Consider the following 22,855-nt stretch of genomic DNA (forward strand, 5'->3'; position numbering starts at 1 on the left):
CAAGCAATACCTATTTTGTTAACATGTAATTAATGAATGTGTAATTTTTTTCTCCAGACTCTAAACAATTTCCTATTTCAAATCATAAAATTTTATGTTAATATTTATATATTGTATTTTCGCCTGTCTGCCCTTTTACAGGTGTGATATATACTTATTTTACCTGCCTATAGAATTTATTCTAAATAATAATAAGCGGAGGAAAGAAAATGATCTACAATGACATTAAGAAACTGGTTACCTATGGACTTCAAACGGGACTGATCGAGGAGACAGACCGCATCTACACTACCAATGCCCTATTGGAGTTACTGGAGATGGAAGAATACGATGAACCACAGGAAGATTACACTGATATTAACTTGGAAGAAGTGCTTTCTAACATCATGGATTATGCTTACGAACATGGTATTATGAAAGAAAACAGTGTTGTATACCGTGATTTATTTGATACAAAAATTATGGGACGTCTGGTTCCGAGACCCTCGGAAGTTGTAAAGAAGTTCCTGGATCTGTATGCAAAAGATCCCAAAGCTGCAACCGATTATTTCTATAAATTAAGTCAGGATACTGATTACATCCGCAGATACCGCATTAAAAAGGATATGAAATGGGAAACCCCTACTCCTTACGGAGATCTGGATATTACAATCAACCTTTCCAAACCGGAAAAAGATCCTAAGGCTATTGCTGCCGCAAAACTTGCAAAACAGAGCGGATACCCAAAATGTCTTCTCTGTCCTGAAAATGTAGGCTATGCCGGAAGAGTGAATCATCCTGCAAGACAGAACCACCGCATTATACCTGTTACTATTAATAACAGCCAGTGGGGATTCCAGTACTCTCCTTACGTTTATTACAATGAGCACTGCATCGTATTCAATACCAAACATATCCCTATGAAAATTGAACGGGATACCTTTGGAAAACTTTTGGATTTTGTTAAACAGTTCCCGCACTATTTTGTAGGATCCAATGCAGATCTTCCGATTGTTGGCGGATCTATTTTGAGCCATGACCATTTCCAGGGCGGCAACTATGAATTCGCCATGGCTAAGGCTCCCATTGAATCCTCATTCAGCATAAAAGGATTTGAAGATGTCACAGCAGGAATCGTAAAATGGCCTATGTCTGTAATACGTATCAGCTGTACCGATGCCGGCCGTATTATTGATCTGGCTGACCACATTTTAAATGCCTGGAGAGGATATACGGACGAAGCGTCTTTCATCTTCGCAAATACAGAAGGGGAACCTCATAATACCATTACCCCAATAGCCCGTAAACGCGGTGATGCATATGAATTAGATCTGGTTCTGAGAAACAACATTACTACAGAGGAACATCCTTTGGGTGTATATCATCCTCATACAGAACTTCACCATATTAAAAAAGAAAACATCGGACTGATCGAGGTTATGGGACTTGCCGTTCTTCCGGCACGTTTGAAATCAGAAATGGAACAGCTTGCAGATTATATTACTGCCGGTAAAGATATCCGTTCCAGCGAGGATCTTGAAAAACATGCAGATTGGGCAGAAGCATTTTCTGCAAAATATGAAAAAATCGATGAAAGTAATGTCAAACAAATCCTGAACGATGAAATCGGTCTGGTATTTATGAAAGTTCTGGAGCATGCCGGAGTCTACAAATGTACAGCAGAAGGCCGGGAAGGCTTTATGCGCTTTATAGGTACTCTGTAATGCCAAGAACCGCACTTATCACCGGGGCTTCCAGGGGCATCGGACGCGCCATTGCCGTAAAACTTGCCAGCGAAGGATATCAGGTTATTATTACCTGTTTGAAGAATGACCGTCTTTTAGAAGAAACCCGGAATATCATTGAACAAACATACGGTGTGACCTGTTTCCCCTTTGTGGGAGACATGGGCGACGCAGAAACTGTAGGAAACCTTTTTTGTGAGATTACTTCCCGTTTTCAAACGCTGGATGTAGTTGTGAATAACGCAGGCATCTCCTATGTAGGACTTTTTACCGATCTTTCTCCTGCAGAGTGGAACCGCATTTTGCAGACAAATCTGTCTTCTGCCGTTTACTGCAGCCAAAAAGCAATTCCTCTGATGCTTTCAAACAAGAGAGGTAAGATCATTAATATTTCTTCCGTTTGGGGATGTGTTGGAGCTTCCTGTGAAGCTGCATACTCTGCAGTAAAGGGCGGGCTGAACTCTCTTACGATGGCGCTGGCAAAAGAACTTGCACCCAGTAATATCCAGGTGAATGCCATTGCCTGTGGAGCAATTGATACGGAAATGAATCAATTTTTAAGCCAGGAAGAGCGTGCCGCCCTGATTGAAGAGATACCTGCGGACCGTTTTGGAAAACCGGAAGAAGTTGCCGATCTGGTGTACGATCTCTGCCGGAGCCATTCCTACCTCACCGGTCAGGTCATTAAGTTTGACGGGGGCTGGATTTAGACCAATCGTTAATCCTAAAGAACAACTGTTTGAAGCGTAACGATTCGAGGAGTGCCAAAACCGGCACTCCTCTTCTTTAACTTATTTTAAGGTATATGTTTTCGTACCGGAATATTTACCATAGTAAATTTCAGATCCAACTTTACGATATGCCTGTACAGCAGGAAATGTACAGGCATATTGTTTGAAACTATTATTATATTTTTTCTAATGGTATTTGTATTTCTGTGAGGAAATTATCACTGTTTTTCTCATTCCATGGTCCGCGATGGACAAACTGTCTGCTTTGTCCCAGCATTTTATACTGGCTGTGTTCTTCCAGCCAGCCTGCAAAGGAAAGAAATACACCAGAAATATTTTCAAAAGACCCGTAGACCATAGTGCTTGCCATGATTGGTACGGGTTCTATATTCCGAAATGTAAAACCATCTTTATCCTTATCCATCCGTGAGACAGGTGCACATATTTCAATATCCACATTTTTTTCTCTGTAATCGCTATCATGATAAATAGCAAACGTATTGCTAGAAACCGAAATCTTATTCTCCGCTGAAAAAGCGGTCATTTCTTTCCACAACTGACCTTCCGAATAATAGGAAGGAACAACCCGTCTTAAAGAAAGCACCTGAGCGCCAGGAACGGATTTTATGGAAACATTATAATGTATCTCTATTTTTTCCTGACGTATATCTTTTTTTGCCTGCTCTATTTTGGATAACTTATCCTGTTCAGCTTTAATTGTTCGTTCGATTTCCTGACGTTTGTTGTCAAGCTGGTTTACAATAAAGTTATCATCCCACTGGCTGAGTGCAGCTGCAATGTCCGAAACATGAAATCCTAAATCCCGCAAAAATACGATTTTGTTCAAAGTAGAGATCTGATCAGCAGAATAGAATCTGTAATTAGTAAAATGGTCGGTTCCCGCTGGTTTTAACAAGCCTGTCTCGTCGTAATACCGTAACATTCGGATTGATACCTGCGTTAGCTTTGAAAACTCGCCTATTTTAAACATTTATATGCCTCCTGTGCTTACTCTGTCTGCCCAATCTTCTGATTGCTGATGCGGTACTGCTCTAATTTTTCCGTCATCTCATATTCCCCCTGTCCCAGGATCAGATCCGGTATTAATTGATACCAGCATCTGACTCCATTTTATCATGTATAACAGCATGTAACAATAAAAAAGGACTACAGAATATAAAAAGCCAGGCTTCTTACATTCCATAGTCCTCAATTACCAATTTCTTTATTTAATCACTACTGCCATCTTGTCCATCTGTTTGAAATGTCTTTCAAAGGAATCGAAATCATACGTCTCTACTTCCCGTAACGGATCACATACAGTGACGGTCTCATTATTTAAATCAAATCCGCTTAATACCATACAGTGTTCATTGCCAGGCCAGCGCAGCAGCTTGCCGTCAATTTCCCATTCGTCTGTATATTCAATATCTACATCGATATTCATAGAGCCCCAGATAATAACCGGATTTCCAGCTCGGATCTCATCAAATAAATCTTCCAGTTCTGTGCCGCTGACATCATACGCACGCTTTGCGCTGTTCTGTTCTGTCAGATACTTATTAGCTGTTCTGACAATTACCGGTGCAAAGCATCCATAAGAATCTTCTTCTCTTGGATTTCCAAGAAAAGCATCTTCATAACTATTTACACCCGGTCTTCCCTTGGTGAGATAGTTGTCCGCCAGATCTTCTTTATCAATATCATAGCCTTCATAATTAAGTGCCATAGTCAGTGATGTAATCTCACAGCCTGTGGGCAGTTCCGGAAGCTGACTTATCGGTTCTACATAAAGCATTTCCGATTCTGTCTTAGCTGCTGATACAGCGGAATCATCGTTAACGTCTGTCTCGGTTTCGCTTTCTGATTCCATCATCTTTTCTGTAGCAACCGTATTATAATTATTAGAAACCTGTGCGGTTCCTGCTGTCTTCTGTTCATTCACCGGAGAAGTAATATTCTTATCCTGATTTGTTCCTGCCTGGAGACTGCTTTGTTTTTCTGCTCCTGCATTTGTTTCTTTTGTTCCTAATGTGACATTTTCCTGATATGTTCCCTGATTCTCACTCTCTCCTGTCCCACGAGCGTATATCATCACCAGGCAGCCACTGAACAGCAAAACTTCTGCTCCTATGACAAGTGCAATCTTAGTAAGCCTTTTGGTAAATTTATTTTTCTTCTTCATCATAATTTCTATAATACCACAATTTTCTAAAATGTGGTATCTATTTTTGTAAAAAAAGTATGAACTTTTGTGATGTCCAAACTATTTTACAATTTCCAGATCTCCTCATTATATTGCCTGATCGTCCTGTCAGATGAAAAATAGCCTGCTTCGCTGATATTTACCAGCATCTTTTTAGCCCATGCCATTCTATCTTCATAATCCGTAAACGCTTTATCTTTTGTCTCAATATAATCATTGATATCCAGAAGTGTCATAAACCAGTCTTTATGAATCAATTCCTGATGAAATCTGCTTAAGTTTTCTTCACAGCCAATCTTTATCATCTCTTTGCTCACAATAAAATCCACCATTTCTCTGATGGCTGCATCGGTATCATAGAGATCTTTTGATACATAATCGGCTTTCTCGTAATGGGCAATGACTTCTTCACTTGATTTTCCAAAAATATAAATATTGTCATCACCAACCAGCTGGTGAATTTCCACATTAGCCCCATCTTCAGTACCAAGGGTTACGGCTCCATTTAACATGAATTTCATATTTCCGGTTCCGCTGGCTTCCTTGGACGCCAGTGATATCTGTTCAGATACATCGCAGGCCGGAATCAGTTTAGACGCTTTGGTTACATTATAGTTTTCCACCATTACCACGTTTAAGTATGGTCGAACACTGGCATCCCTGGAAATCATTTCCTGAAGGCATAAAATAAGGTGAATAATATCTTTTGCTATCACATATGCCGGAGCAGCTTTTGCACCAAAGATCATGGTAATCGGTCTCTTTGGAAGTTTTCCTCCCTTTATTTCCAGATATTTGTGAATAATATAAAGTGCATTCATCTGCTGTCTTTTATACTCGTGCAGACGTTTGATCTGAATATCATAGATGGAATATTCATCAATTTCTATCCCCTGAGTTTCTTTCAGATACTCCTTTAATGCTGCTTTGTCTTTGTTTTTAATCTCCAGAAGGCTTTTTAAAACTTTTTCATCTTCTGCAAATTTGCGTAATTCTTTCAGACAGTCCGCATCCTCTTTAAAGCCTTCTCCGATAAGTCCGCTAATCAGTTCTGTCAATTCCGGATTACAATGCATCAGCCAGCGGCGGAATGTAATTCCATTTGTCTTATTATTAAATTTTTCAGGATAAATATCATAAAAATGCTTCAATTCAGATTCTTTTAAAATCTGTGTATGAAGAGCCGCAACCCCATTTACGCTGAAACCATAATGAATATCCATATGTGCCATGTGTATGCGGTTGTCTTTGTCAATAATTGCTACTTTTTCATCCGTATATTTTTCTTTGATTCTTCTGTCCAGTTCATCTATAATCGGAAGCAGATGTGGTACGGCTTTTTCCAGATAGTATCTTGGCCATTTTTCCAGAGCCTCAGCCAGAATCGTATGATTGGTATATGCACACGTTTTGCTGACAATGCAGATGGCTTCATCCATTGAGATCCCTTCTTTTATTAACAGGCGGATCAATTCCGGAATTACCATAGAAGGATGGGTATCATTTATCTGAACCACTGCGTGTTTGTATAAATCATGAAGGCTGTAGCCATTATCCCTGCATTCCCGGATAATCAGCTGTGCTGCATTACTGACCATAAAATACTGCTGGTAAATACGAAGCAGCTGTCCCTTTTCATCACTGTCATCCGGATACAGAAACAACGTCAGATTGTGAAGGATATCATTTTTATCAAAATGAATCCCCTCTTCTACAATGGATTCATCCACTATGTCGATATCAAATAAATGCAGTTTATTAGCGTGGTTATGATATCCGGTAACGTCAATATCATAAAGGCTGGAAATCAGCTTAAATCCTTTGAACGGAACTTCAAAATGCGTATCTGTCTTTGTCAGCCAGCTTTGCTCTGTAATCCAGGGATTTGTCAATTCTTTTTGCTTATTATTTTCAAAAATCTGGCGGAACAGTCCATAATGGTAATTCAGTCCGATTCCATCGCCATTTAAGCCAAGGGTTGCAATCGAGTCTAAAAAGCAGGCAGCCAGTCTGCCCAGTCCGCCATTTCCAAGGGAAGGTTCCAGTTCTGCTTCTTCTATCTGTGTCAGATCTTTTTTATTTTTGCAAAGAATCTCTTTTACCTGGTCATACAGCCCCAGATTAATCAGGTTGTTGGATAAAAGCTTTCCAATTAAAAATTCTGCTGATATATAATACAGTTTCTTTTCCCCACTGTTTTTACCTGATTTTTTTATGTGATTCTTCGTAAGTTGTAAGAGTCCAAGATAAATTTCTTCATCAGAGCATTCTGCAATTGTCTTTTGAAATTTTTCTTCCAGGTATCCGTTTAATTCTTTTTCTAACATTCTATTACCTCCTGATTCATAAATGGCTCTCGTAATTTTCATATTATTTTTTTCGAAACTTTTCGAAACTTTTCATTGCCATATTATCATTTTTATGGTATATTGTCAATATAATTTTCGAACTGCCAGAAAGTTCGTTACTCGGAGGAAATCTTATGGCGACAATTAAAGATATAGCAAAAAAATTAGGCATCTCACCCGCCACCGTTTCCAAAGGCCTGAACGGTGCAAGCGACATTAGTGAAAAAATGCGTCAGTCCGTACTGGACGCCGCGGTGGAACTGGGATATAAACCAAAATCCCTGCAGGGCAAAGTAATGCGCAAAATCTGCATTATGGTTGAAGATATGAACTATGAAAATGTAGACCAGTTTGGTTATGAAATTATCTCCGGCTTTGAACAGGCCGCAGTCCGCAACGACTATGAGGTTACGATTGTTCCCACCAACCTTTCTATGCAGACCCGTGAGAAATATGATACCTTTATGTTAAAAAATGGCTATTCAGGAGCATTTCTTCTTGGTTTCCGCCTTCACGATGACTATTTAAAACAGCTGAACCATACCAAAGTTCCTACGGCGCTTTTAGATAATTACATTGAAGACAATCCCTGGGTAGGATATGTAGGTACCGATAATTTTGAAGGCATGAAAGGTGTGGTTAACCATCTAGCCGCAAAAGGGCACAAACGGATCGCCATGCTCTGCGGTAACCAGGATTCTATGATTACGGAACGCCGTCTGAATGCGTACAAACATTTTCTGTGGGTAAATAAAATAGATCTTGATTTAGACCTGATTGCTTATGGTGATTACCATGTAGACTGCGCTCCCTTATATGTACCTCATTTTCTGGAAAAAGGAGCAACTGCGATTATCTGCGCCAGTGATTTTATTGCATCCGGCGTAATTAAACAACTTTATAATATGGGGAAAAAGGTTCCCGAGGACATCAGTGTTACCGGATATGATGACCTTCCCCTGGCCAGATATCTGACCCCGGCATTGACTACGGTCCGCCAAAACCGGGTAGATCTTGGTAAAAGTGCATTTATTCTTGTGGATAGCCTGATCAAAGGTGTTCCCATCAGCCGGATTGAAATGCGCCCTGCCTTCGTTGAACGTGATTCCACTTGCTATATCATGCATTAATTATTAAATACGGTAACAGTGGTTCAAAGGTCCCGCGCCCTGTCCCAAATCCAGATTTGCCCGGATAGCACCGGATAGATACTCCTTCGCGCGCCTCAGGCTGCCTTCCATATTATATCCTTTTGCCAGCTGGCAGGCAATTGCAGATGACAGAGTACAGCCAGTTCCATGGGTGTTCGGATTATCCATATGCTTTTCGTAAAACCAGGTTGCTTTTCCATTTTCATACAAAAGGTCATTGGCAGTCTCTTTTTGATGCCCGCCCTTAATCAGCACGGCACCATCATAGAAACCGGAGATCACCCTGGCTGCTGTCTCCATATCGCCTGGACTTTCTATTTTCATCTGACTCATCACTTCTGCTTCCGGTATATTCGGTGTAACCAGAGCAGCCAGCGGCAATAATTTTTTCATGAACGCATCTCTTGCCTCTTTTTCTAATAACGTTCTGCCGCTGGTTGAGACCATAACCGGATCCAGAACAATACGAAATGCTCCATATTCCGCAAGTTTTCCTGCTGCAGACTGAATCAGTCCGGCATCCGGAATCATTCCGATTTTAACCGCATCCGGAAAAATATCCCGGAATATGCAGTCCAGCTGCTGTTCTAAAAATTGGGGTGTACATTTTTCTATTCCAAATACCCCCATCGTATTTTGTGCCGTCAACGCTGTAACAGCGCTCATGGCATACATTCCATGTACTGTGATTGTTTTAATATCTGCCTGTATCCCCGCTCCGCCACTGCAGTCCGAACCTGCTATTGTAAGTATTTTCTTCATTTTGTTGTCCTCTGTCCATTATATATTTTCATTGCTGCACTGCCCACTTCCAGATTTCCTGTCTCCTTGGGAAACCCGGGTCCATATTCTCCAGAGCGTGTCTGATAATTGCTTTCTGACAGCTGCGCGTCACAGTTTGTGGGAGATTTGTCCCGGATGAAGGGCACATAGCGGGCTACGTAACCTGAATTCGGGGCAAATATGCCGCAAAGTGGGGCGTGCAGATGGCGGGAATGAATTCTAAGACACGCTCCAGGTCATCCTGAAATAAATTCTCCCATAGATACTGCTGAAATATCTGCCAGCCCTGTAATCTCTTCCCAATCCTTTTTGGAACTTTCATCATAGAGAGCCGCCACCGGAAATCCCGCCTGTTTTGCAGTCTTAACTGCATGAAGAACGTCTTCAAAAACAAACGTCTTTTCCTTACTCGTTCCCAGTTCTGAGAGCGCCGCTTCATAGATATCAGGCCGTTCTTTCCCCGCCCCTACTTTTCTGCAGGTAAATATTTCCTTAAAATATTTCAGAAGATCTAATCGTTTCAGACAAGTTTTCACCAACGGCTCATCCGTCGCCGTTGCTACACACATGGGAACCCCCTTTTTTCTCAGGCTCTCCAAAAACTCTTTTACAAATGGCTTCCCCTGAATTTTCCCCTGATAATTCTCCTGCACCATTAGATTCACTTCATCCATCATTGTCTTAATATCTTCCTGGAACTGATATTGCTCCTTTATATATCGGGCTGATTCCTCAAAGCTCATATCTTTTATAACTTCATCCAGATCCGGAGCAGGTACTTTCCCTTTCTTTTTCACATAAATACTGCCCATATTTTCCCACATGGCCATGGAATCCAGTAGTGTTCCATCCATATCAAAAATAGCTCCTTCGATTTCTCCTAATCTGCCCATAGATTTTCTTCCACCTCTTTTTTCAGACTTTTCACCGCCCCGGTAATGTCCTCGCTTGCAAATATCGCTGATACCACAGCGACTCCGGCAGCTTTACAGTTCCGAAGTTCCCTGATCTTCTCTTTTGTAATGCCGCCGATCACCACAACCGGAATCGGCACTGCTTCACAGATCTCCCGGATTGTCTCTTTTGTAATCACTTCCGTATCGTCTTTGGTAGATGTGGGAAATGCAGCCCCTACTCCAAGATAATCCGCGCCCTGCTCCCATGCGCTTTTCGCCTGTTCTAATGTTCTGGCGGTGACCCCAAGTATTTTATCTTCTCCTAGAAGTTCTCTTGCTCTTTTGGGCGGCATGTCTTTTTGTCCGATATGTACACCGTCTGCACCGCAGGCAATTGCCATTTCAACATCATCGTCAATTAAAAAAGGCACCTGATGACGCTTTGCAATCTCACCTATGCGCTTCGCTTCTTCCAGAAGTTCGTCCTTTTCCATATGTTTTTCCCTGAGCTGTAAAAAAGTAACCCCGGCAGCCAGCGCTTCCTCTATCTGTTCTTCCAGCGACTGCTCTCCCACCCATTTACGGTCTGTTACTGCATACAGTTTCAGATCTCTTCCACTAACTTTCATAATCGGTATCTCCTTATTTCTTCTTATATTAACCACATGAATCATAGAATCCATGATACATCTGCAAATAATCCTGCAAAATAAAAGAAGTCCTGCAGGAAGATGCAAGACTTGTCCCTGATACTATTTCCTAAAATCAGGTCACCGGTCGAAGTTCATAACTTCCTCTCAGCCTGTCATACAAGCTCCCTGGATATCGTATCAAGGTTTCATTTGTTACCATATTTAATTAGTTTATCATAGGATTTCGAGAGCGTCAAATTATATCCTAAATTTTTACTTTAGAGCTACAGCGAATAATTTTATCATAAATTTGGGTTTAGCTGAGGAATGACGCTTTGTAGATGTAGGTAGTGTACGGAAAGATGGGTGTGGAAAACTGGCATGGGCTCCGTCAGCTGGCCGCAGAACTGGTATTTTCTAACCTTTCCGAAGCGCTTTTTGGCAGCACGCGGGTATTCACCGAGAAATCCTGATGCATTTCTCGGTTCAGTACCCGCTTAGTATCCGATGGGAGCCAGTCGAATACTATCCGCCAAAAAACACTTCGAAAAGGTAAGTAAAATACTCAGCTCTGCTCTACGCTTCCTCCGCCCATACCAGTTTCCCACACCCATCTTTCCGAGATAGCATTCGTTGATACAAAGCTGGTTTTCTCAGCCGGTTGGAACCCCTGGGCTGTTACGGGCTGTTCTTTATTGGATGCTGCGCAGTATGGTTCGGCTGTTTGCGTAAAAGAAGATGGAAGTTTGCTCCTTTTTCTGGTTAGAGAATGAAAAACAAATTCCGTTCTCAAGATCAGTTGCTTTACGTCAATCGCGTCCGGCATGCCACAACCCCGGGGGTGCATCATGCTGAGAAAACCAGCTTTGTATCAACGAATGCTATCTCGGAAAGAGAAGGGGGCGGACCAGAGCTTATCTGATAATTGCTTAACCTGCATTCAGGGCAAATATGCCGCAAAGTGGGGTGTGCAGATGGCGGGAATGAATTTTAAGACACGTCCTGGTGAATTTCAAAGCACTGCATTTATTAGCGCCTCCTGATTAAAAATCCATACACGACAAAATCTTCTCCCCACTTTCCGGTGACTTCATACACATACCCGGCTTCTCCTTTTGGGATCATCCATATTTTGTCTCTTCTTGTGTCCAATACCGGCTCACCGGGTTTAGCCTGGTCCTGTCCTCTGTCTTCTGCCTTCCATCTTTGGACAATTATTTCCTCCGGGTCTTTACTGAAAACAAGTTTTAGTTCCTGGGTATCTACGGAAATTTCGACTTCTTCCAGATTCTCATATTGAATTGCCGGTTTACTATCTGCTTTTTCAACATTTTCCGTTCCATCTTCATTGGTAACCGTCCACTCATAAGCCCTGTAGGAAATATTGGAAGAGGCTTCCATTCCCTCCGCCGGAATGTATTGAATCTGCAGCCCCGGCTTCTCATTTGGATCCGGCTCACAATAAAAATTCTTTGCCTGTTCCAGATTGGCAGCAGCATCTGCCTCACTGCCTTCCTTTACGACCTGCATTTTTATAACCCTGTCGCAAACCATGGGATAAGATTCCATCATACCTCCTGTATAATAGATATCTACAATATTCCCTGTCTTAAGTTCCTCAAAAGAAATCTGTTCCCCATTCAGGTTATGGATTTCATTCTCATCTGTCATGACCAGACTAAATAAGGAATTACTTTCTACATCTGCAAAATAATAAGCACTTTCACTAAGCTGCAAATACATGCCTCGTATCTTTGCCGGTTCACGAGGGACCGCCTCCAGGTCATCATCATCTTCGTCTTCTTTCTCTTCCGGTAAAATCCCCAGCACGGTCTGTGGTTCCTGATCCGGATCACCTTTTCCCGGCTCATATCCCGGCATAATCTGAGCAATCACCCCTATTCTTTCCTTTTTAACCTCTTCCTGCTTTTTTTCACATCCATTCATCCATAATCCGATGCCAATTACCAATACGAATGCCCACACCGCCATACGAACGATCTTCTTACAAGTCTTTTTCATTGTTCTTCCCCCTTGTTTGAATTTGTATTTAAAACACAAAACTTTTGTTTTATAAATAAGTGTATAAATTTTCCTCTTCTGTTGCATGGTTTATTAAAAAGATTCACTCCAGCAAAATAAATACGGATATAGTAAAAAGGTATTGCATTTTATTTAAACGCAATACCTTTTTACTATATCCGTATACCTTATTCTCTACTTTATTCTCTACTTTATATTCCATTTATTATAAAATCTATTCTAAAATTTATTATATTTTGACTTGCTGGCACTATGCCTTTGGATATTCCGTACAAAGTAATCTGTAGGCAGGTTCATCTTCGTCGATTGTTGGGAATCTGCCAATCGGATCGTAGAAACGATTGTCATTTTCATCATCGTTGCACATAGATACTTCTCCCAGCAGCACGGCGCCTGTTCCTTCTTCTACATTGAAATCATGATACATATATGGATAAATGGTAATACTTTCTCCCGGAGTCAGGCGAACCTGGGTTCCGGCAGGTACTTTAAATTCTCTTCCATCGCAGTTGACTGTAACATCCGTATCTGCAAATGCTCCGTCTTCCGTTGAATTATAAACACGGATCAGGACATTTCCGCCGCCGCGGTTGATAATATCTTCCATCTTATTCCAGTGGAAATGCATAGGAGCCATCTGGCCTTCATTTACCATCAGAAGCTTTTCTGCGTAGGTTTTCGTATACTTATCATTTTTTAAATTACCGTTACGGATAGTGATTAAAGCAAAGCCTACTTCATCAAATTTTCCGAGTCCGTAATCTGTAATATCCCATCCCAGCATATTGTCGCGGATTTCATCGTATTCCGCTCCTTTATCTTTCCATTCTTCTGCTGTCCATTTGCAAAATGGCGGGACTTCAAAACCATGTTCTTTGATTAATGCTTCCATGTCTTTAATAACTGCATTGATTTTTGATCGTTTCATATTCTGCCTTCTCCTTATACTTATCCGCGGATCATTTCCGCTATTTATTTTGTTACCAAATGTGTCAAACCCCTCTAACAGATCATTTTAATATTACAAATATTCCTCAATCTGAGCTCTTGTAGGAAGGGAATCAATTGCCCCCTTAGTCTGTACGCAGATCCATCCTGCAACATTTCCATATTCCATTGCTTTTAAAATATTCTCTAAGGCAATATCCTCTTTTTTCTCCGCACCCTGTATCAGGATACTGGATAAAAATCCGCCCCAGAATGCATCGCCGGCGCCGGTAGCATCTACTGCTTTCGCTTTTCTGCCGGGAATCTCGCGTACTTCACCGCCAAAGAAGCATTTTGCCCCCTTTGCACCTAATGTCTCAATTACAACCGTAATTCCATTTTCCTTCATAAGCGCCAGAATATTTTCTTCACCGCCCATCATATCTACTTCTTCTTCCGAAATCTTGAGCAGATCCACATAAGGCAGTACTTCCCGAACTTTAGCCGCACATGCATCGATATCATCATCCCACATTACATTGCGGTAATTTACATCAAAGCTTACCAGCTTGTTGTTCTCATGAGCCGCTTTCATCGCATAGACGGTAGCATCCACTGCGGTTCCCTGGGACAGGGAACAGGAACCTGCATGTACCATTTTGCTGTCTTCTATATTTGCGTTCTTAACGTCATCTATCGTAAGCAGGGTATCTGCCCCCGGCTTTCTTGCAAATGTAAATGAGCGGTCTCCATCTTCCGCCAGAGTTACAAATGCCATAGTCGTAACGGCATCCTTTGTCAACTCTTCACATAAAGCTTCCACATTATTTTCTTTTAAAGTATCTACCAGAAAACGTCCAAAATCATCATTTCCCATTTTGCCGCAGAATCCGGCCTTTAAACCATTTTTACCGATTGCAATAGCAACGTTTGCCGGCGCTCCGCCAGCCTTTCTGATATAACTAAACGGCTCGTTTCCCGGAATAAAGTCTATTAACATTTCTCCAACACAAATAACATCCATTTTTTTACCTCCAATTGTTTTAAGGTTATTTATAGTAATATTATATATGTAAATCGCCTTTACTAATTATGTTTATTATAATTAATTAAAATAGTAAAGTCAATATACATTTCAACTAAAAAAATATTTTTTAAAATAGCAGTTTTCCTAAAAATGCCTGCTGCAATACCTGGCATGCTCCTCCCAGCAATTGCGCATCTGCCCCAAACTGTGTTTTTTTGATTTCAATTTCCTGCGCATTGTGAAAAAATCTGCGGCTGTTTACTTCCTCTTTCAGGACTGCAATGGCATTTCCAGGCAGATAAATCCCATCATGCCCCAGAAGAATCAGACCCGGATTCAAAATATTTACATAATTTACCAACGCTGCAGCCAGTTTCTTCATCACATCGGCAAATACTTCTTCCACCGCCGGATCATTGCTTTCCCTGCAAAACCGGGTAAAACGGTAATTGTTGTTTGTTTCTCTCTGCAGACGTTCTTCCACTACCGGAGTGGTTGCATATAATTCCAGACATCCTTTATTTCCACAGGTACATTGCTCCCCCTGGTAATCAATGCTGGTATGTCCCACTTCAGACGGAAGTCCGCTCTGGTTTTCATACAAATCTCCGTTCATGACCATCCCGCATCCGATTCCCCGTCCCAGACCCAGAAACAGGAAATCCTTATACTCATTTCCATATCCATATAACAGCTCTGCAAGTGCTCCGCTTTGATTGTCATGGTTTAAAAAGACAGGGAGATGATACCGCTCTGTCAATAGTTCCACAATGGGGATATTTTTAATATCCCAAAAATAGAGGGGTTCCAGGATCATTCCCTTTTTCACATCTACCGGACCAATGGATGCCACGCCGATTCCCAGTATGTTCCGCTCTTTCTTCCTCAGCCTGTCGATCATCTCATATAACTGTTCCATCAGCTCATCGCTGTTGGTCACACAGGCTTCCTTCATGACTCTGGTCTCCCGCCTGATGATATTTAAACTAAAGTCACACATAACAACTTCCAGACGGCTTCTGAATACCAGTACGCCAATAATTTTCGGGCATTGTCCGGATATTTTCAAGCGGATCGGATTCCTTCCGACTTCCTCATTCTGCACAACACTGGTTTCCTCAATCAAATGCTGTTCCAGCATTTCCGATACAATATTTGTAACTGCCATTTTCGTAAGACCTGTTCTTCTTGCAAGCTCTGCCCTGGAAGTACAGACTCCCGTAGCAACCAGCTTTAACATCAGTCCCCTGTTTAACTGTCGGTATGTCTTGCTGTTTCCGCCTTTTCCACCGTTCACACTAATTCTCCTTGCTGATTTATTTCTGATTCTACCCATATTTTAATCCATTTTTCTAGATAAGTAAAGCAAGTGTACCAAGTACAATCAAAATCAGTCCTGTCACAGCCCTTTTCTTTAATTTTTCCTTTAAAACAAAATAAGCAAAAAAGACGGTCACTAAAATACTCAGTTTATCGATGGGCACTACAACGCCTGCCGGTCCGTCCTGCAATGCCCGATAGTAACAAAGCCAGGACAGTCCTGTTGTAAGCCCGGATAAAAAAATGAATATCCAGGATCGTCTCTCTATGTCTTTTATTTCTTTTTGTTTGTGCAGTCCGAAAACTATGATCCATGCCATGATTAATACAACCATAGTGCGGATTGCTGTTCCCAGATTGGATTCTACACCAGTTATCCCAATTTTGCCAAGTATCGCCGTAAGACTTGCAAATACTGCTGAGAGAAGAGCATATATCAGCCAGCCCCTGCCTTTTTGGGTTTTAGCACGGGGAAGCCTATGATCCTTATGTTTCTTCTCAATCATCAGATAAGTGCCCGTTCCGATCAGGCCCATTGCAAGCACCTTGATACCGCCAAGCCCCTCTTTTAAAAACAGAAATGCAAAAAGCATTGTCAGTATTGTACTTGATTTATCAATAGGTACTACCTTATTTACATCTCCCAGCTGCAGCGCCTTAAAGTAGCATATCCAGGACGCACCGGTAGCCATACCGGAAAGGATTAAAAACACAAAAGTTTTTCTGCCGATCTCTCCAATTGTATGAAAAGATCCCGCCACAAAAACCATGAGCCATGCAAAGAGCACTACAATTACCGTTCTAAGTGCAGTTACCAGGTATGAATCTGTCTTCTCAATTCCAAGTTTTGCCAGAACTGCCGTTATGCCGGCAAAAAGTGCTGATCCAAAAGCAAATAAAACCCACATCCCACACACCTCCCATACATTCTGATGCCTTTTTATACATTAGTTTCCCGCCTATGTAAAATTTTCTTTATCATTGCAAAATAGCAGGTTCCCGTAACCACCGCACTAATCACGTCTGCAACAGGCTCTGCCAGAAACACCTGGTCGATTTCATATATCAGGGGAAGCAGGAAAACTGCGCCAAGATACACAATCTTTCTGAAGGTAGACAATGGTAGTGCCATTTTTGCAATGCCCATACCGGTAAATCCATCCACAAAGGTGTACTGAATTGCTAGTGGTATGATACCTAAAGTATATACCCGGATGGCTCTTGCTGCAAACTGAATGTATGTTTCGTTTTGGGTAAATATCCCTACAAAAGGTCTGGCAAAATTCTGAGCTGTCACAAACATGATGGTGGTAAAGATCAGGCATAAAATAACAATCCACTTCTCCGCTTCCAAAACCCGGTCCGATTTGCGTGCTCCATAATTATATCCAAGTATCGTCTGGGTCCCGGCCGTGATTCCTCCAAGCGGCATCGTTACCATAAGCATAAAGCTCTGTACAATTGTTGCACAGGTAATCAGCATATCTCCCCTGTCCGGGCCGCCGTACTTTTGCAAAACGGTATTCAGGGCGATCAGCAGAACGTTGTCCATAACAATAATGATAAATGGCGTAAGTCCCAAAAATGAAATCTTCCTTATAATCCCAAGACTGTATCCTCCAAAACTGATTGCTATGGGAACTTTTTTCCCAAACAAAAATTTAAGTACGAAACCGCAGGATACCATCTGGGAAATGACCGTAGCAATTGCCGCACCCTTTACTCCCATACCAAAAACGAAGATAAATACAGGATCTAATACCAGATTCATAACTGCACCGATCATCACGGACATCATCCCGACTTTTGCATATCCCTGACAGATGATAAACTGATTCATACCGATGGACATCAGCGCAAATACGGTACCAAGTAAATAAATGGTAAAATAATCATTTGCATAGGGAAAACTTTGCTCGCTGGCACCGAACCACAGCAGCAGATTTTCTTTGAGGGGCAACAATATGATCGTCAGTGCCACCGATACCACTAGCAGCAGTAAAAAGCTGTTTGCCAGAATCTGCTTTGCTGATTTTTCATCCTTTTCTCCCATGCGGATACTCATAAGGGGGGAGCCGCCCACTCCCACAAATGACCCAAATGCGGACAAAAGTGCCACGATCGGCCCGCAGATGCCGACTCCCGCCAGGGCAATCTCACCAATCTGATCAATATTCCCAATATACATACGGTCTACCACGCTGTATAACACATTAATAAACTGCGCCAGCATGGAAGGAATTCCAAGGCGCAGTACAAGTTTTCTAATACTATCTTTTTCTAGATTATTTTCAACCATTTTCTCTTCTCCAATACGGTACATGATCATTTGTACGCACTAAATATTCTATCTGGTTTATGTGAGAATTTCAATAGAATTTTACTTTGTTTTCAAACTATTTTTTACTTTGGTTCATTGCCTGAACTGCGTCTCTTAAGAAACGGGCACATCCCTTTACATTCTGGTCATAATAATCCGTAAAACGCTCATCCGCCACATACATTTCAGCTACTCCGTTATGGGCCTCCGGTGTATAATGGCTCCAGGTGTATGACAACCATTCTTTGTGAAGTCCGGCAATTTTTTGTCCCAGTTCTCCCCAAGGATTTTCCTTCTTCTGAACCGCTTCCTCCAGCAGACAGTTTATTTCTTTTCCTGTCATCTGCATTTTTTCATATTCTTCCATGGTCAGATTCATCAGTTTGGCATTACTCTTATCCACTGCTTCTGTTCCATAGGCTTTTCTGATCTCTTCACCATACCGTTTTTCATTTTCCTGTATCATTTCTTGTTTTAAGCCTTCAAATTTTTCTCTGTCAGTCATGCTTCTATTCCCTTCTTCCTTTTCAATTGTTTTAGTGACATTTTTAATCAGGAGATCAATTTGCTGCTGACGTTGTTTTAAAACATCCAGATGTTCCCTCAAAATATTCACCCGGTTAAAGGAAACATCTGCAGTGATCGCTTTTATTTTGGACAGTTCCATTCCCATATCTCGAAAAAACAGGATCTGCTGAAGTGCGTCCACTTCCTTTTCTCCATATATGCGATATCCGGATTCATTCACATATGCCGGATGCAGCAGACCAATTCCATCATAATAGCGCAGTGTCCGGGTAGTGATTCCCGCCAGTTTAGCCAGTTTCTGAATGCTATATTCCATTTTCTATCCACCTCCTGATAAATCCATGTTAAACCTTTACGCTGCGTCAATGTCAAGCACTTTTTTCTCTAGGACAGGATTATCGATTCACGTGAGAACAAGCTTAACTGTCTTTCCTTCAAACTCTTTACATTTCGGTCCTTTACAATATCTTTATCCCCCAGTTTACTGCAGAGCAAGGGCGAATCCCTATCATACTTTGCATTATTTTCTAAAGTAAGTTCGTGGTTTAAATTAGCATAACAATATACGCAGCCATTTTTACAGGTATTATATAATCCGATATCAATGCTGGCCGCACATCCACATTCCAGCCTCTGGTTCTTATCCTTTTCCACCTTCAGGGGACAGTCTATGATCTCTGACAGCAGTCTGTCATCAATGCATCTTCCGTGAGCAATACCGAATTTATGAAGATCGATATCTTCTGCACATGTTTCCAGAGCAATTCCATAGCGGGATGCCGCCTTTGAAAATGCTTCTGCCAGATATTCTTTTTCTTCTCTTACTGCCGGCCGGATCCCCATCTGCTTCATCCTGTTTTTCATTTTTGTGTAGAAATCCAAATAGCTGAAGACACATTTATTTGTATAGGGAGCAAGAATTTCAGCCATACCGGAAAATTCCTTTACATGGTACTGCACCGTATAAGTATCATTTAGTATAACCGGATCATAACGCCAGATTACACGCTCCTTTCCGATCATTTCCGAAAGGCACTGAAAGCTATTCATCCGATCCTTAAGCAGTGGAAGGTGTTCTTCTATTTCCCTTCCGTAGGGGTTTAACGTATATTGAAAATAATAAGCATATTCTTTCAGTTCATTCAGCCTTTTCAGCATTGGTCTTGGATTTTTGGTCCAGAAAACAATGCCGTCCACTACTTCCGGAGATAAATCAATCCGGCTGATCTGGTGGGCATTCATGGGATTCCTGACCCAGACCTGTTTTTCTTGGATCCGGTTTAAAAACCAATCGGTATAATACGATGGAATATCGGTTCTTCTGCTTGCACTGATTATCATAATCATCCCTCATTTCATAAGTAGTTAACAGTATTTTTATATACTGTACTATTTTATAGGGGATGCGTCAACCTGCCGGGGATAGCAAAAGCCTGGATTATTTACCGTCCAGGCTTTTATACAGCTTATCCATCTAACCGGTTTCTGCGGAACACAATTACAAACCCAACGAGCATTATTGCAAAATTTACCACTATCACCAGTACACCTTCCCAGCTGATCCCTTCCATTTTTTCCACAAAACTGCTGATTTGATGTCCATAAGTAAATTTTGCAATCTGTCCTATCTTGTCATTAAACTTTGCAAGCATAGGTAAAAAAGCAAAGATCATCCCAAAGGGCAGTGCGAGACCGTTTGCCGACGTCATATTTTTGGCATATGCACCGATCGCCATGCCTAAAACAACTGATAAAATGCTTCCTATTCCCAATGCCGCCATAAATTTTACCATTTCAGCCGCTGAATATCCTCCCAGTGGTAAAAAGAGCACACCGGTAACCATAGTACAGAGAAACACAAATCCACCGGTACTAATCAGATACTCTATTGGGTTAACGTTGGACATTAGCAGCATTCTCAGTGTATTTTTTTCCTTTTCTTCCGCCATCATTGAAGAAGTTGCTACGATGGGTGTGAAAATCCCATGCATAACACCAAAAATTGATATAAAAAATGCGCTATTCCCCATCTGTTTTCCCATGCTCTGGGTCATAACCATTGCAATCACCGGAAATGTAAAAAATAATATCAGCACCTGCATATTATGTGCCGTGTCTTTTATCTGTTTGCTAAACAGTGCCTGTAATACTCTTGCATGTATACTCATAACAGCCTCCTTCCGGTTAATTCCATAAATACCGTTTCCAGATCCGGTTCTGAAGAATGAATAGATTCCACGCATTCCCCCTGAAAATATTCCATAATTCTGTCCGCATTTTCCCTTGTATTTTTTAGTTTTACAATTGATTTATCTTTACACAGAATTGTGATGATATTCTGGGTATTGTATTTTCTGCAAAGTTCTTCCGGTACCCCGTATTCTACGATTCCACCGTCATTTAACAGGGCTACGTGGTCACAGAGCTTGTAAGCCTCCTCCATGTTATGGGTAGTGAGGAATATCGTTGTCCCCTCCTTCTTCAGTTCCTGCAAAAGCTCATGAATTGTCTGTGTCACCGACGGGTCCAGACCGCTTGTAGGTTCATCCAAAAATAATAGTTTTGGCTGATGAAGCATCGCTCTTGCCAGTACCAGCCTCTGCCGCATTCCCTTTGACAATTTTTCCACAGCTTTTTTCTCCGCATCTTCCAGCCCCACACGTTTTAATAGTACACCAATTCTCTTTTTTTCTACTCCGTATATCCGTGCCGGCAACAACATATTATCATAACAGCTCAACCGCTCATACAATCCGCTGTTATCCAGGACCATACCGATCATCTTATAATCTTCTCTGTCCAGCTGTACGCAGGACTTTCCAAAAATGGTCCCTTCCCCCAGATCCGGCTTTAACTGTCCGGTTAAAATTTTAATTAATGTAGTTTTTCCTGCGCCTGACGGTCCCAAAAGACCGAACACTTCTCCTTCTTCTATCTTTAAATTCACATTATTCAAAACACATTTCTCATTGAACGATTTCGATATATCTCGAATTACAATCTCTCCCATATTTATACCCATTGCATATTACAGGCTTGCCTGCAATACTGCCACAATTAAACAGGTTGAAAGAATCACACCGTGGCATCCTTTCTATATCTTAATTTTCTTTCAACCTTATACCCATTGCATATTACAGGCTTGCCTGCAATACTGCCACAATTAAACAGGTTGAAAGAATCACATCGTGGCGTCCTTTCTATATCATAATTTTCTTTCAACCTTATCTGCCCTTCTTCTAATTTTCTTTCTTTTTCTCTTTATAAACTTTTAACAGTCTGTCGTATTTCTTTTGTTCCAGCTTCGTCTTAATAACCATAAGTATGGTACTGCCAAGGAAGCAGAGACCAAAAGAAATGAAAAAGCCTACCCAAGCCGGCCAGAAATCCAAAGGAAACCACCCAAAGCAGATAACAAAAATCAAAATCACAAGCACACTCAGCACAACCATTATTACCGTACGCCAAAGCATCATGACATTTTGAAATATTTTAGCAGACATACTGATACTCTGTACCAGATTAAGTACAATGGAACACATAAAAAGCTGTAAAATTGTGGTGTTCGCAATCCCTTTGCCCCCCAGCTGATACAGATTTGAAAAATCCATTGACTCTTCTCCCCACAAAGCACCTGCAATCGCAATAACCAAGATTTCTACTGCAAATATGATCATTACCTGAGCAGCAAATTTGTATTTTGAAAGAATTTTATCACTCATTTATTTCACCCCCAACTTCTCTCTGATTGTCCCTGCATACTGTCTGGAAACAAATACTTTTTCTCCGTTATTCATAGTAACCAGAATTCTTCCATCAATATCCGGGCGCAGCGATTTAATCTGATTAAAATTTATAATACAGGATTTCCCTGCACGGAAAAAATCCATGTCCGCAAGCTGTTCTTCCAGTTCATATAATTTCATTGGTGTCTCATAGACTGCTGACTCCGTATAAAAAAAGGTCTTTTTATCTACGGTATCAATATATAAAATTCCGGAAGTATCCAATATATAGGTTTGTTTATCTTTGATACCGGTAATTTTATGATCCATCATTTGTAACACGGCAATTATTTTATCTATTTTTTCATTTGCGCTTGGACAATTAATTGTAATCTCCATATCACTTAAACTGCTGTCCTCCCTGACATGTATCTTCACCCTTCCACCTCCTGCCGCAAATCTCTCTTTGATCTATTCCCACTATACACACTGGC

Annotated in this window: 26 protein-coding genes; 6 read left to right on the forward strand and 20 right to left on the reverse strand. The window is 41.2% G+C overall.

Annotated features, from left to right (window positions below):
- Positions 1 to 209 precede the first annotated feature (209 nt).
- Both galT and ymfI read left to right on the forward strand, forming a co-directional pair.
- Entirely contained in the window at positions 210 to 1,703 is a 1,494-nt protein-coding gene (gene galT / locus QR40_RS09595) for a UDP-glucose--hexose-1-phosphate uridylyltransferase (protein WP_044294631.1), read from the forward strand.
- Positions 1,703 to 2,434 carry an elongation factor P 5-aminopentanone reductase gene (gene ymfI / locus QR40_RS09600; RefSeq protein WP_027296372.1) on the forward strand — a complete coding sequence of 244 codons (732 nt, stop codon included), beginning with the start codon at positions 1,703 to 1,705 and terminating at the stop codon, positions 2,432 to 2,434. Before galT ends, ymfI begins: the two co-directional genes overlap by 1 nt.
- Before the next feature lie 196 nt (positions 2,435 to 2,630).
- Here the strand turns inward: ymfI and QR40_RS09605 are convergent, their stop codons facing one another.
- From QR40_RS09605 to QR40_RS09615, 3 genes are all read right to left on the reverse strand, one after another.
- Entirely contained in the window at positions 2,631 to 3,446 is an 816-nt protein-coding gene (locus QR40_RS09605) for a MerR family transcriptional regulator (protein ID WP_044294633.1), read from the reverse strand.
- A gap of 234 nt (positions 3,447 to 3,680) precedes the next feature.
- A complete protein-coding gene (locus QR40_RS09610) occupies positions 3,681 to 4,643 on the reverse strand; it encodes a C39 family peptidase (protein ID WP_081998837.1) in 963 nt (320 codons plus the stop codon).
- 83 nt (positions 4,644 to 4,726) lie between these two features.
- Complete coding sequence (locus QR40_RS09615; RefSeq protein ID WP_044294635.1) at positions 4,727 to 6,988, reverse strand: glycogen/starch/alpha-glucan phosphorylase; 2,262 nt, start codon at positions 6,986 to 6,988, stop codon at positions 4,727 to 4,729.
- Between the two features lie 155 nt (positions 6,989 to 7,143).
- On the opposite strand from QR40_RS09615, the gene QR40_RS09620 reads away from it, so the two are divergent.
- The gene (locus tag QR40_RS09620) at positions 7,144 to 8,139 is read left to right on the forward strand and encodes a LacI family DNA-binding transcriptional regulator (RefSeq protein WP_044294636.1); all 996 of its coding nucleotides are present in this window, start codon (positions 7,144 to 7,146) and stop codon (positions 8,137 to 8,139) included.
- 3 nt (positions 8,140 to 8,142) lie between these two features.
- On the opposite strand, the gene thiD is transcribed toward QR40_RS09620, so the two are convergent.
- Together thiD and QR40_RS33105 are read right to left on the reverse strand one after the other, a co-directional pair.
- The gene (gene thiD / locus QR40_RS09625; protein WP_044294638.1) at positions 8,143 to 8,922 is read right to left on the reverse strand and encodes a bifunctional hydroxymethylpyrimidine kinase/phosphomethylpyrimidine kinase; all 780 of its coding nucleotides are present in this window, start codon (positions 8,920 to 8,922) and stop codon (positions 8,143 to 8,145) included.
- Complete coding sequence (locus QR40_RS33105; RefSeq protein ID WP_081998838.1) at positions 8,919 to 9,161, reverse strand: DUF6783 domain-containing protein; 243 nt, start codon at positions 9,159 to 9,161, stop codon at positions 8,919 to 8,921. The genes thiD and QR40_RS33105 overlap by 4 nt, the downstream gene beginning before the upstream one ends.
- Between QR40_RS33105 and QR40_RS33610 the strand changes: the two genes are divergently transcribed.
- On the forward strand, positions 9,141 to 9,188 hold the full coding sequence (locus tag QR40_RS33610; RefSeq protein ID WP_377146289.1) for a hypothetical protein: 48 nt from the start codon (positions 9,141 to 9,143) through the stop codon (positions 9,186 to 9,188). The genes QR40_RS33105 and QR40_RS33610 overlap by 21 nt on opposite strands.
- On the opposite strand, the gene QR40_RS09630 is transcribed toward QR40_RS33610, so the two are convergent.
- Entirely contained in the window at positions 9,180 to 9,836 is a 657-nt protein-coding gene (locus QR40_RS09630; protein ID WP_027296367.1) for an HAD family hydrolase, read from the reverse strand. The genes QR40_RS33610 and QR40_RS09630 overlap by 9 nt on opposite strands.
- Positions 9,824 to 10,468 (reverse strand): thiamine phosphate synthase, encoded by a 645-nt coding sequence (thiE, locus tag QR40_RS09635; protein ID WP_044294640.1) that lies wholly within the window; start codon positions 10,466 to 10,468, stop codon positions 9,824 to 9,826. The genes QR40_RS09630 and thiE overlap by 13 nt, the downstream gene beginning before the upstream one ends.
- A 353-nt stretch (positions 10,469 to 10,821) precedes the next feature.
- On the opposite strand from thiE, the gene QR40_RS32525 reads away from it, so the two are divergent.
- Positions 10,822 to 10,944, forward strand: coding sequence for a hypothetical protein (locus QR40_RS32525; protein ID WP_276325430.1), 123 nt, complete (start codon positions 10,822 to 10,824; stop codon positions 10,942 to 10,944).
- A 92-nt stretch (positions 10,945 to 11,036) separates the two neighbouring features.
- Here the strand turns inward: QR40_RS32525 and QR40_RS09640 are convergent, their stop codons facing one another.
- Positions 11,037 to 11,264, reverse strand: coding sequence for a hypothetical protein (locus QR40_RS09640; RefSeq protein ID WP_152614193.1), 228 nt, complete (start codon positions 11,262 to 11,264; stop codon positions 11,037 to 11,039).
- Between the two features lie 85 nt (positions 11,265 to 11,349).
- Between QR40_RS09640 and QR40_RS33615 the strand changes: the two genes are divergently transcribed.
- Positions 11,350 to 11,514, forward strand: a complete 165-nt coding sequence (locus QR40_RS33615) for a DUF6783 domain-containing protein (protein ID WP_416389843.1) — start codon at positions 11,350 to 11,352, stop codon at positions 11,512 to 11,514.
- Here QR40_RS33615 and QR40_RS09650 read toward each other — a convergent pair.
- The 12 genes from QR40_RS09650 to QR40_RS09705 all read right to left on the reverse strand — a co-directional run bounded on the left by QR40_RS09650 (position 11,501) and on the right by QR40_RS09705 (position 22,799).
- Entirely contained in the window at positions 11,501 to 12,493 is a 993-nt protein-coding gene (locus QR40_RS09650; RefSeq protein WP_044294646.1) for a hypothetical protein, read from the reverse strand. The genes QR40_RS33615 and QR40_RS09650 overlap by 14 nt on opposite strands.
- A 271-nt stretch (positions 12,494 to 12,764) precedes the next feature.
- Complete coding sequence (locus QR40_RS09655) at positions 12,765 to 13,442, reverse strand: D-lyxose/D-mannose family sugar isomerase (protein ID WP_027296363.1); 678 nt, start codon at positions 13,440 to 13,442, stop codon at positions 12,765 to 12,767.
- Between the two features lie 93 nt (positions 13,443 to 13,535).
- On the reverse strand, positions 13,536 to 14,465 hold the full coding sequence (locus QR40_RS09660) for a carbohydrate kinase family protein (protein WP_044294648.1): 930 nt from the start codon (positions 14,463 to 14,465) through the stop codon (positions 13,536 to 13,538).
- A 130-nt stretch (positions 14,466 to 14,595) separates the two neighbouring features.
- On the reverse strand, positions 14,596 to 15,765 hold the full coding sequence (locus QR40_RS09665; RefSeq protein ID WP_052430778.1) for an ROK family protein: 1,170 nt from the start codon (positions 15,763 to 15,765) through the stop codon (positions 14,596 to 14,598).
- A gap of 55 nt (positions 15,766 to 15,820) precedes the next feature.
- A complete protein-coding gene (locus QR40_RS09670) occupies positions 15,821 to 16,696 on the reverse strand; it encodes an EamA family transporter (RefSeq protein WP_044294651.1) in 876 nt (291 codons plus the stop codon).
- A 32-nt stretch (positions 16,697 to 16,728) separates the two neighbouring features.
- On the reverse strand, positions 16,729 to 18,087 hold the full coding sequence (locus QR40_RS09675) for an MATE family efflux transporter (RefSeq protein WP_044294654.1): 1,359 nt from the start codon (positions 18,085 to 18,087) through the stop codon (positions 16,729 to 16,731).
- A 97-nt stretch (positions 18,088 to 18,184) separates the two neighbouring features.
- Positions 18,185 to 18,952 carry a MerR family transcriptional regulator gene (locus QR40_RS09680; protein WP_044294658.1) on the reverse strand — a complete coding sequence of 256 codons (768 nt, stop codon included), beginning with the start codon at positions 18,950 to 18,952 and terminating at the stop codon, positions 18,185 to 18,187.
- 68 nt (positions 18,953 to 19,020) lie between these two features.
- The gene (locus QR40_RS09685; RefSeq protein ID WP_044294660.1) at positions 19,021 to 19,977 is read right to left on the reverse strand and encodes a DUF1848 domain-containing protein; all 957 of its coding nucleotides are present in this window, start codon (positions 19,975 to 19,977) and stop codon (positions 19,021 to 19,023) included.
- A gap of 125 nt (positions 19,978 to 20,102) precedes the next feature.
- Positions 20,103 to 20,804: an ABC transporter permease gene (locus QR40_RS09690; protein ID WP_052378008.1), complete on the reverse strand. Its 702-nt coding sequence runs from the start codon at positions 20,802 to 20,804 to the stop codon at positions 20,103 to 20,105.
- A complete protein-coding gene (locus QR40_RS09695; protein WP_044294662.1) occupies positions 20,801 to 21,658 on the reverse strand; it encodes an ABC transporter ATP-binding protein in 858 nt (285 codons plus the stop codon). Before QR40_RS09695 ends, QR40_RS09690 begins: the two co-directional genes overlap by 4 nt.
- A 217-nt stretch (positions 21,659 to 21,875) precedes the next feature.
- Positions 21,876 to 22,358: a hypothetical protein gene (locus tag QR40_RS09700; RefSeq protein ID WP_027296355.1), complete on the reverse strand. Its 483-nt coding sequence runs from the start codon at positions 22,356 to 22,358 to the stop codon at positions 21,876 to 21,878.
- A complete protein-coding gene (locus QR40_RS09705; protein WP_027296354.1) occupies positions 22,359 to 22,799 on the reverse strand; it encodes a LytTR family DNA-binding domain-containing protein in 441 nt (146 codons plus the stop codon).
- Positions 22,800 to 22,855: the final 56 nt, after the last annotated feature.

Origin of the sequence: Robinsoniella peoriensis (assembly GCF_000797495.1) — a bacterium.
In the GTDB taxonomy this organism is placed as follows: domain Bacteria; phylum Bacillota; class Clostridia; order Lachnospirales; family Lachnospiraceae; genus Robinsoniella; species Robinsoniella peoriensis.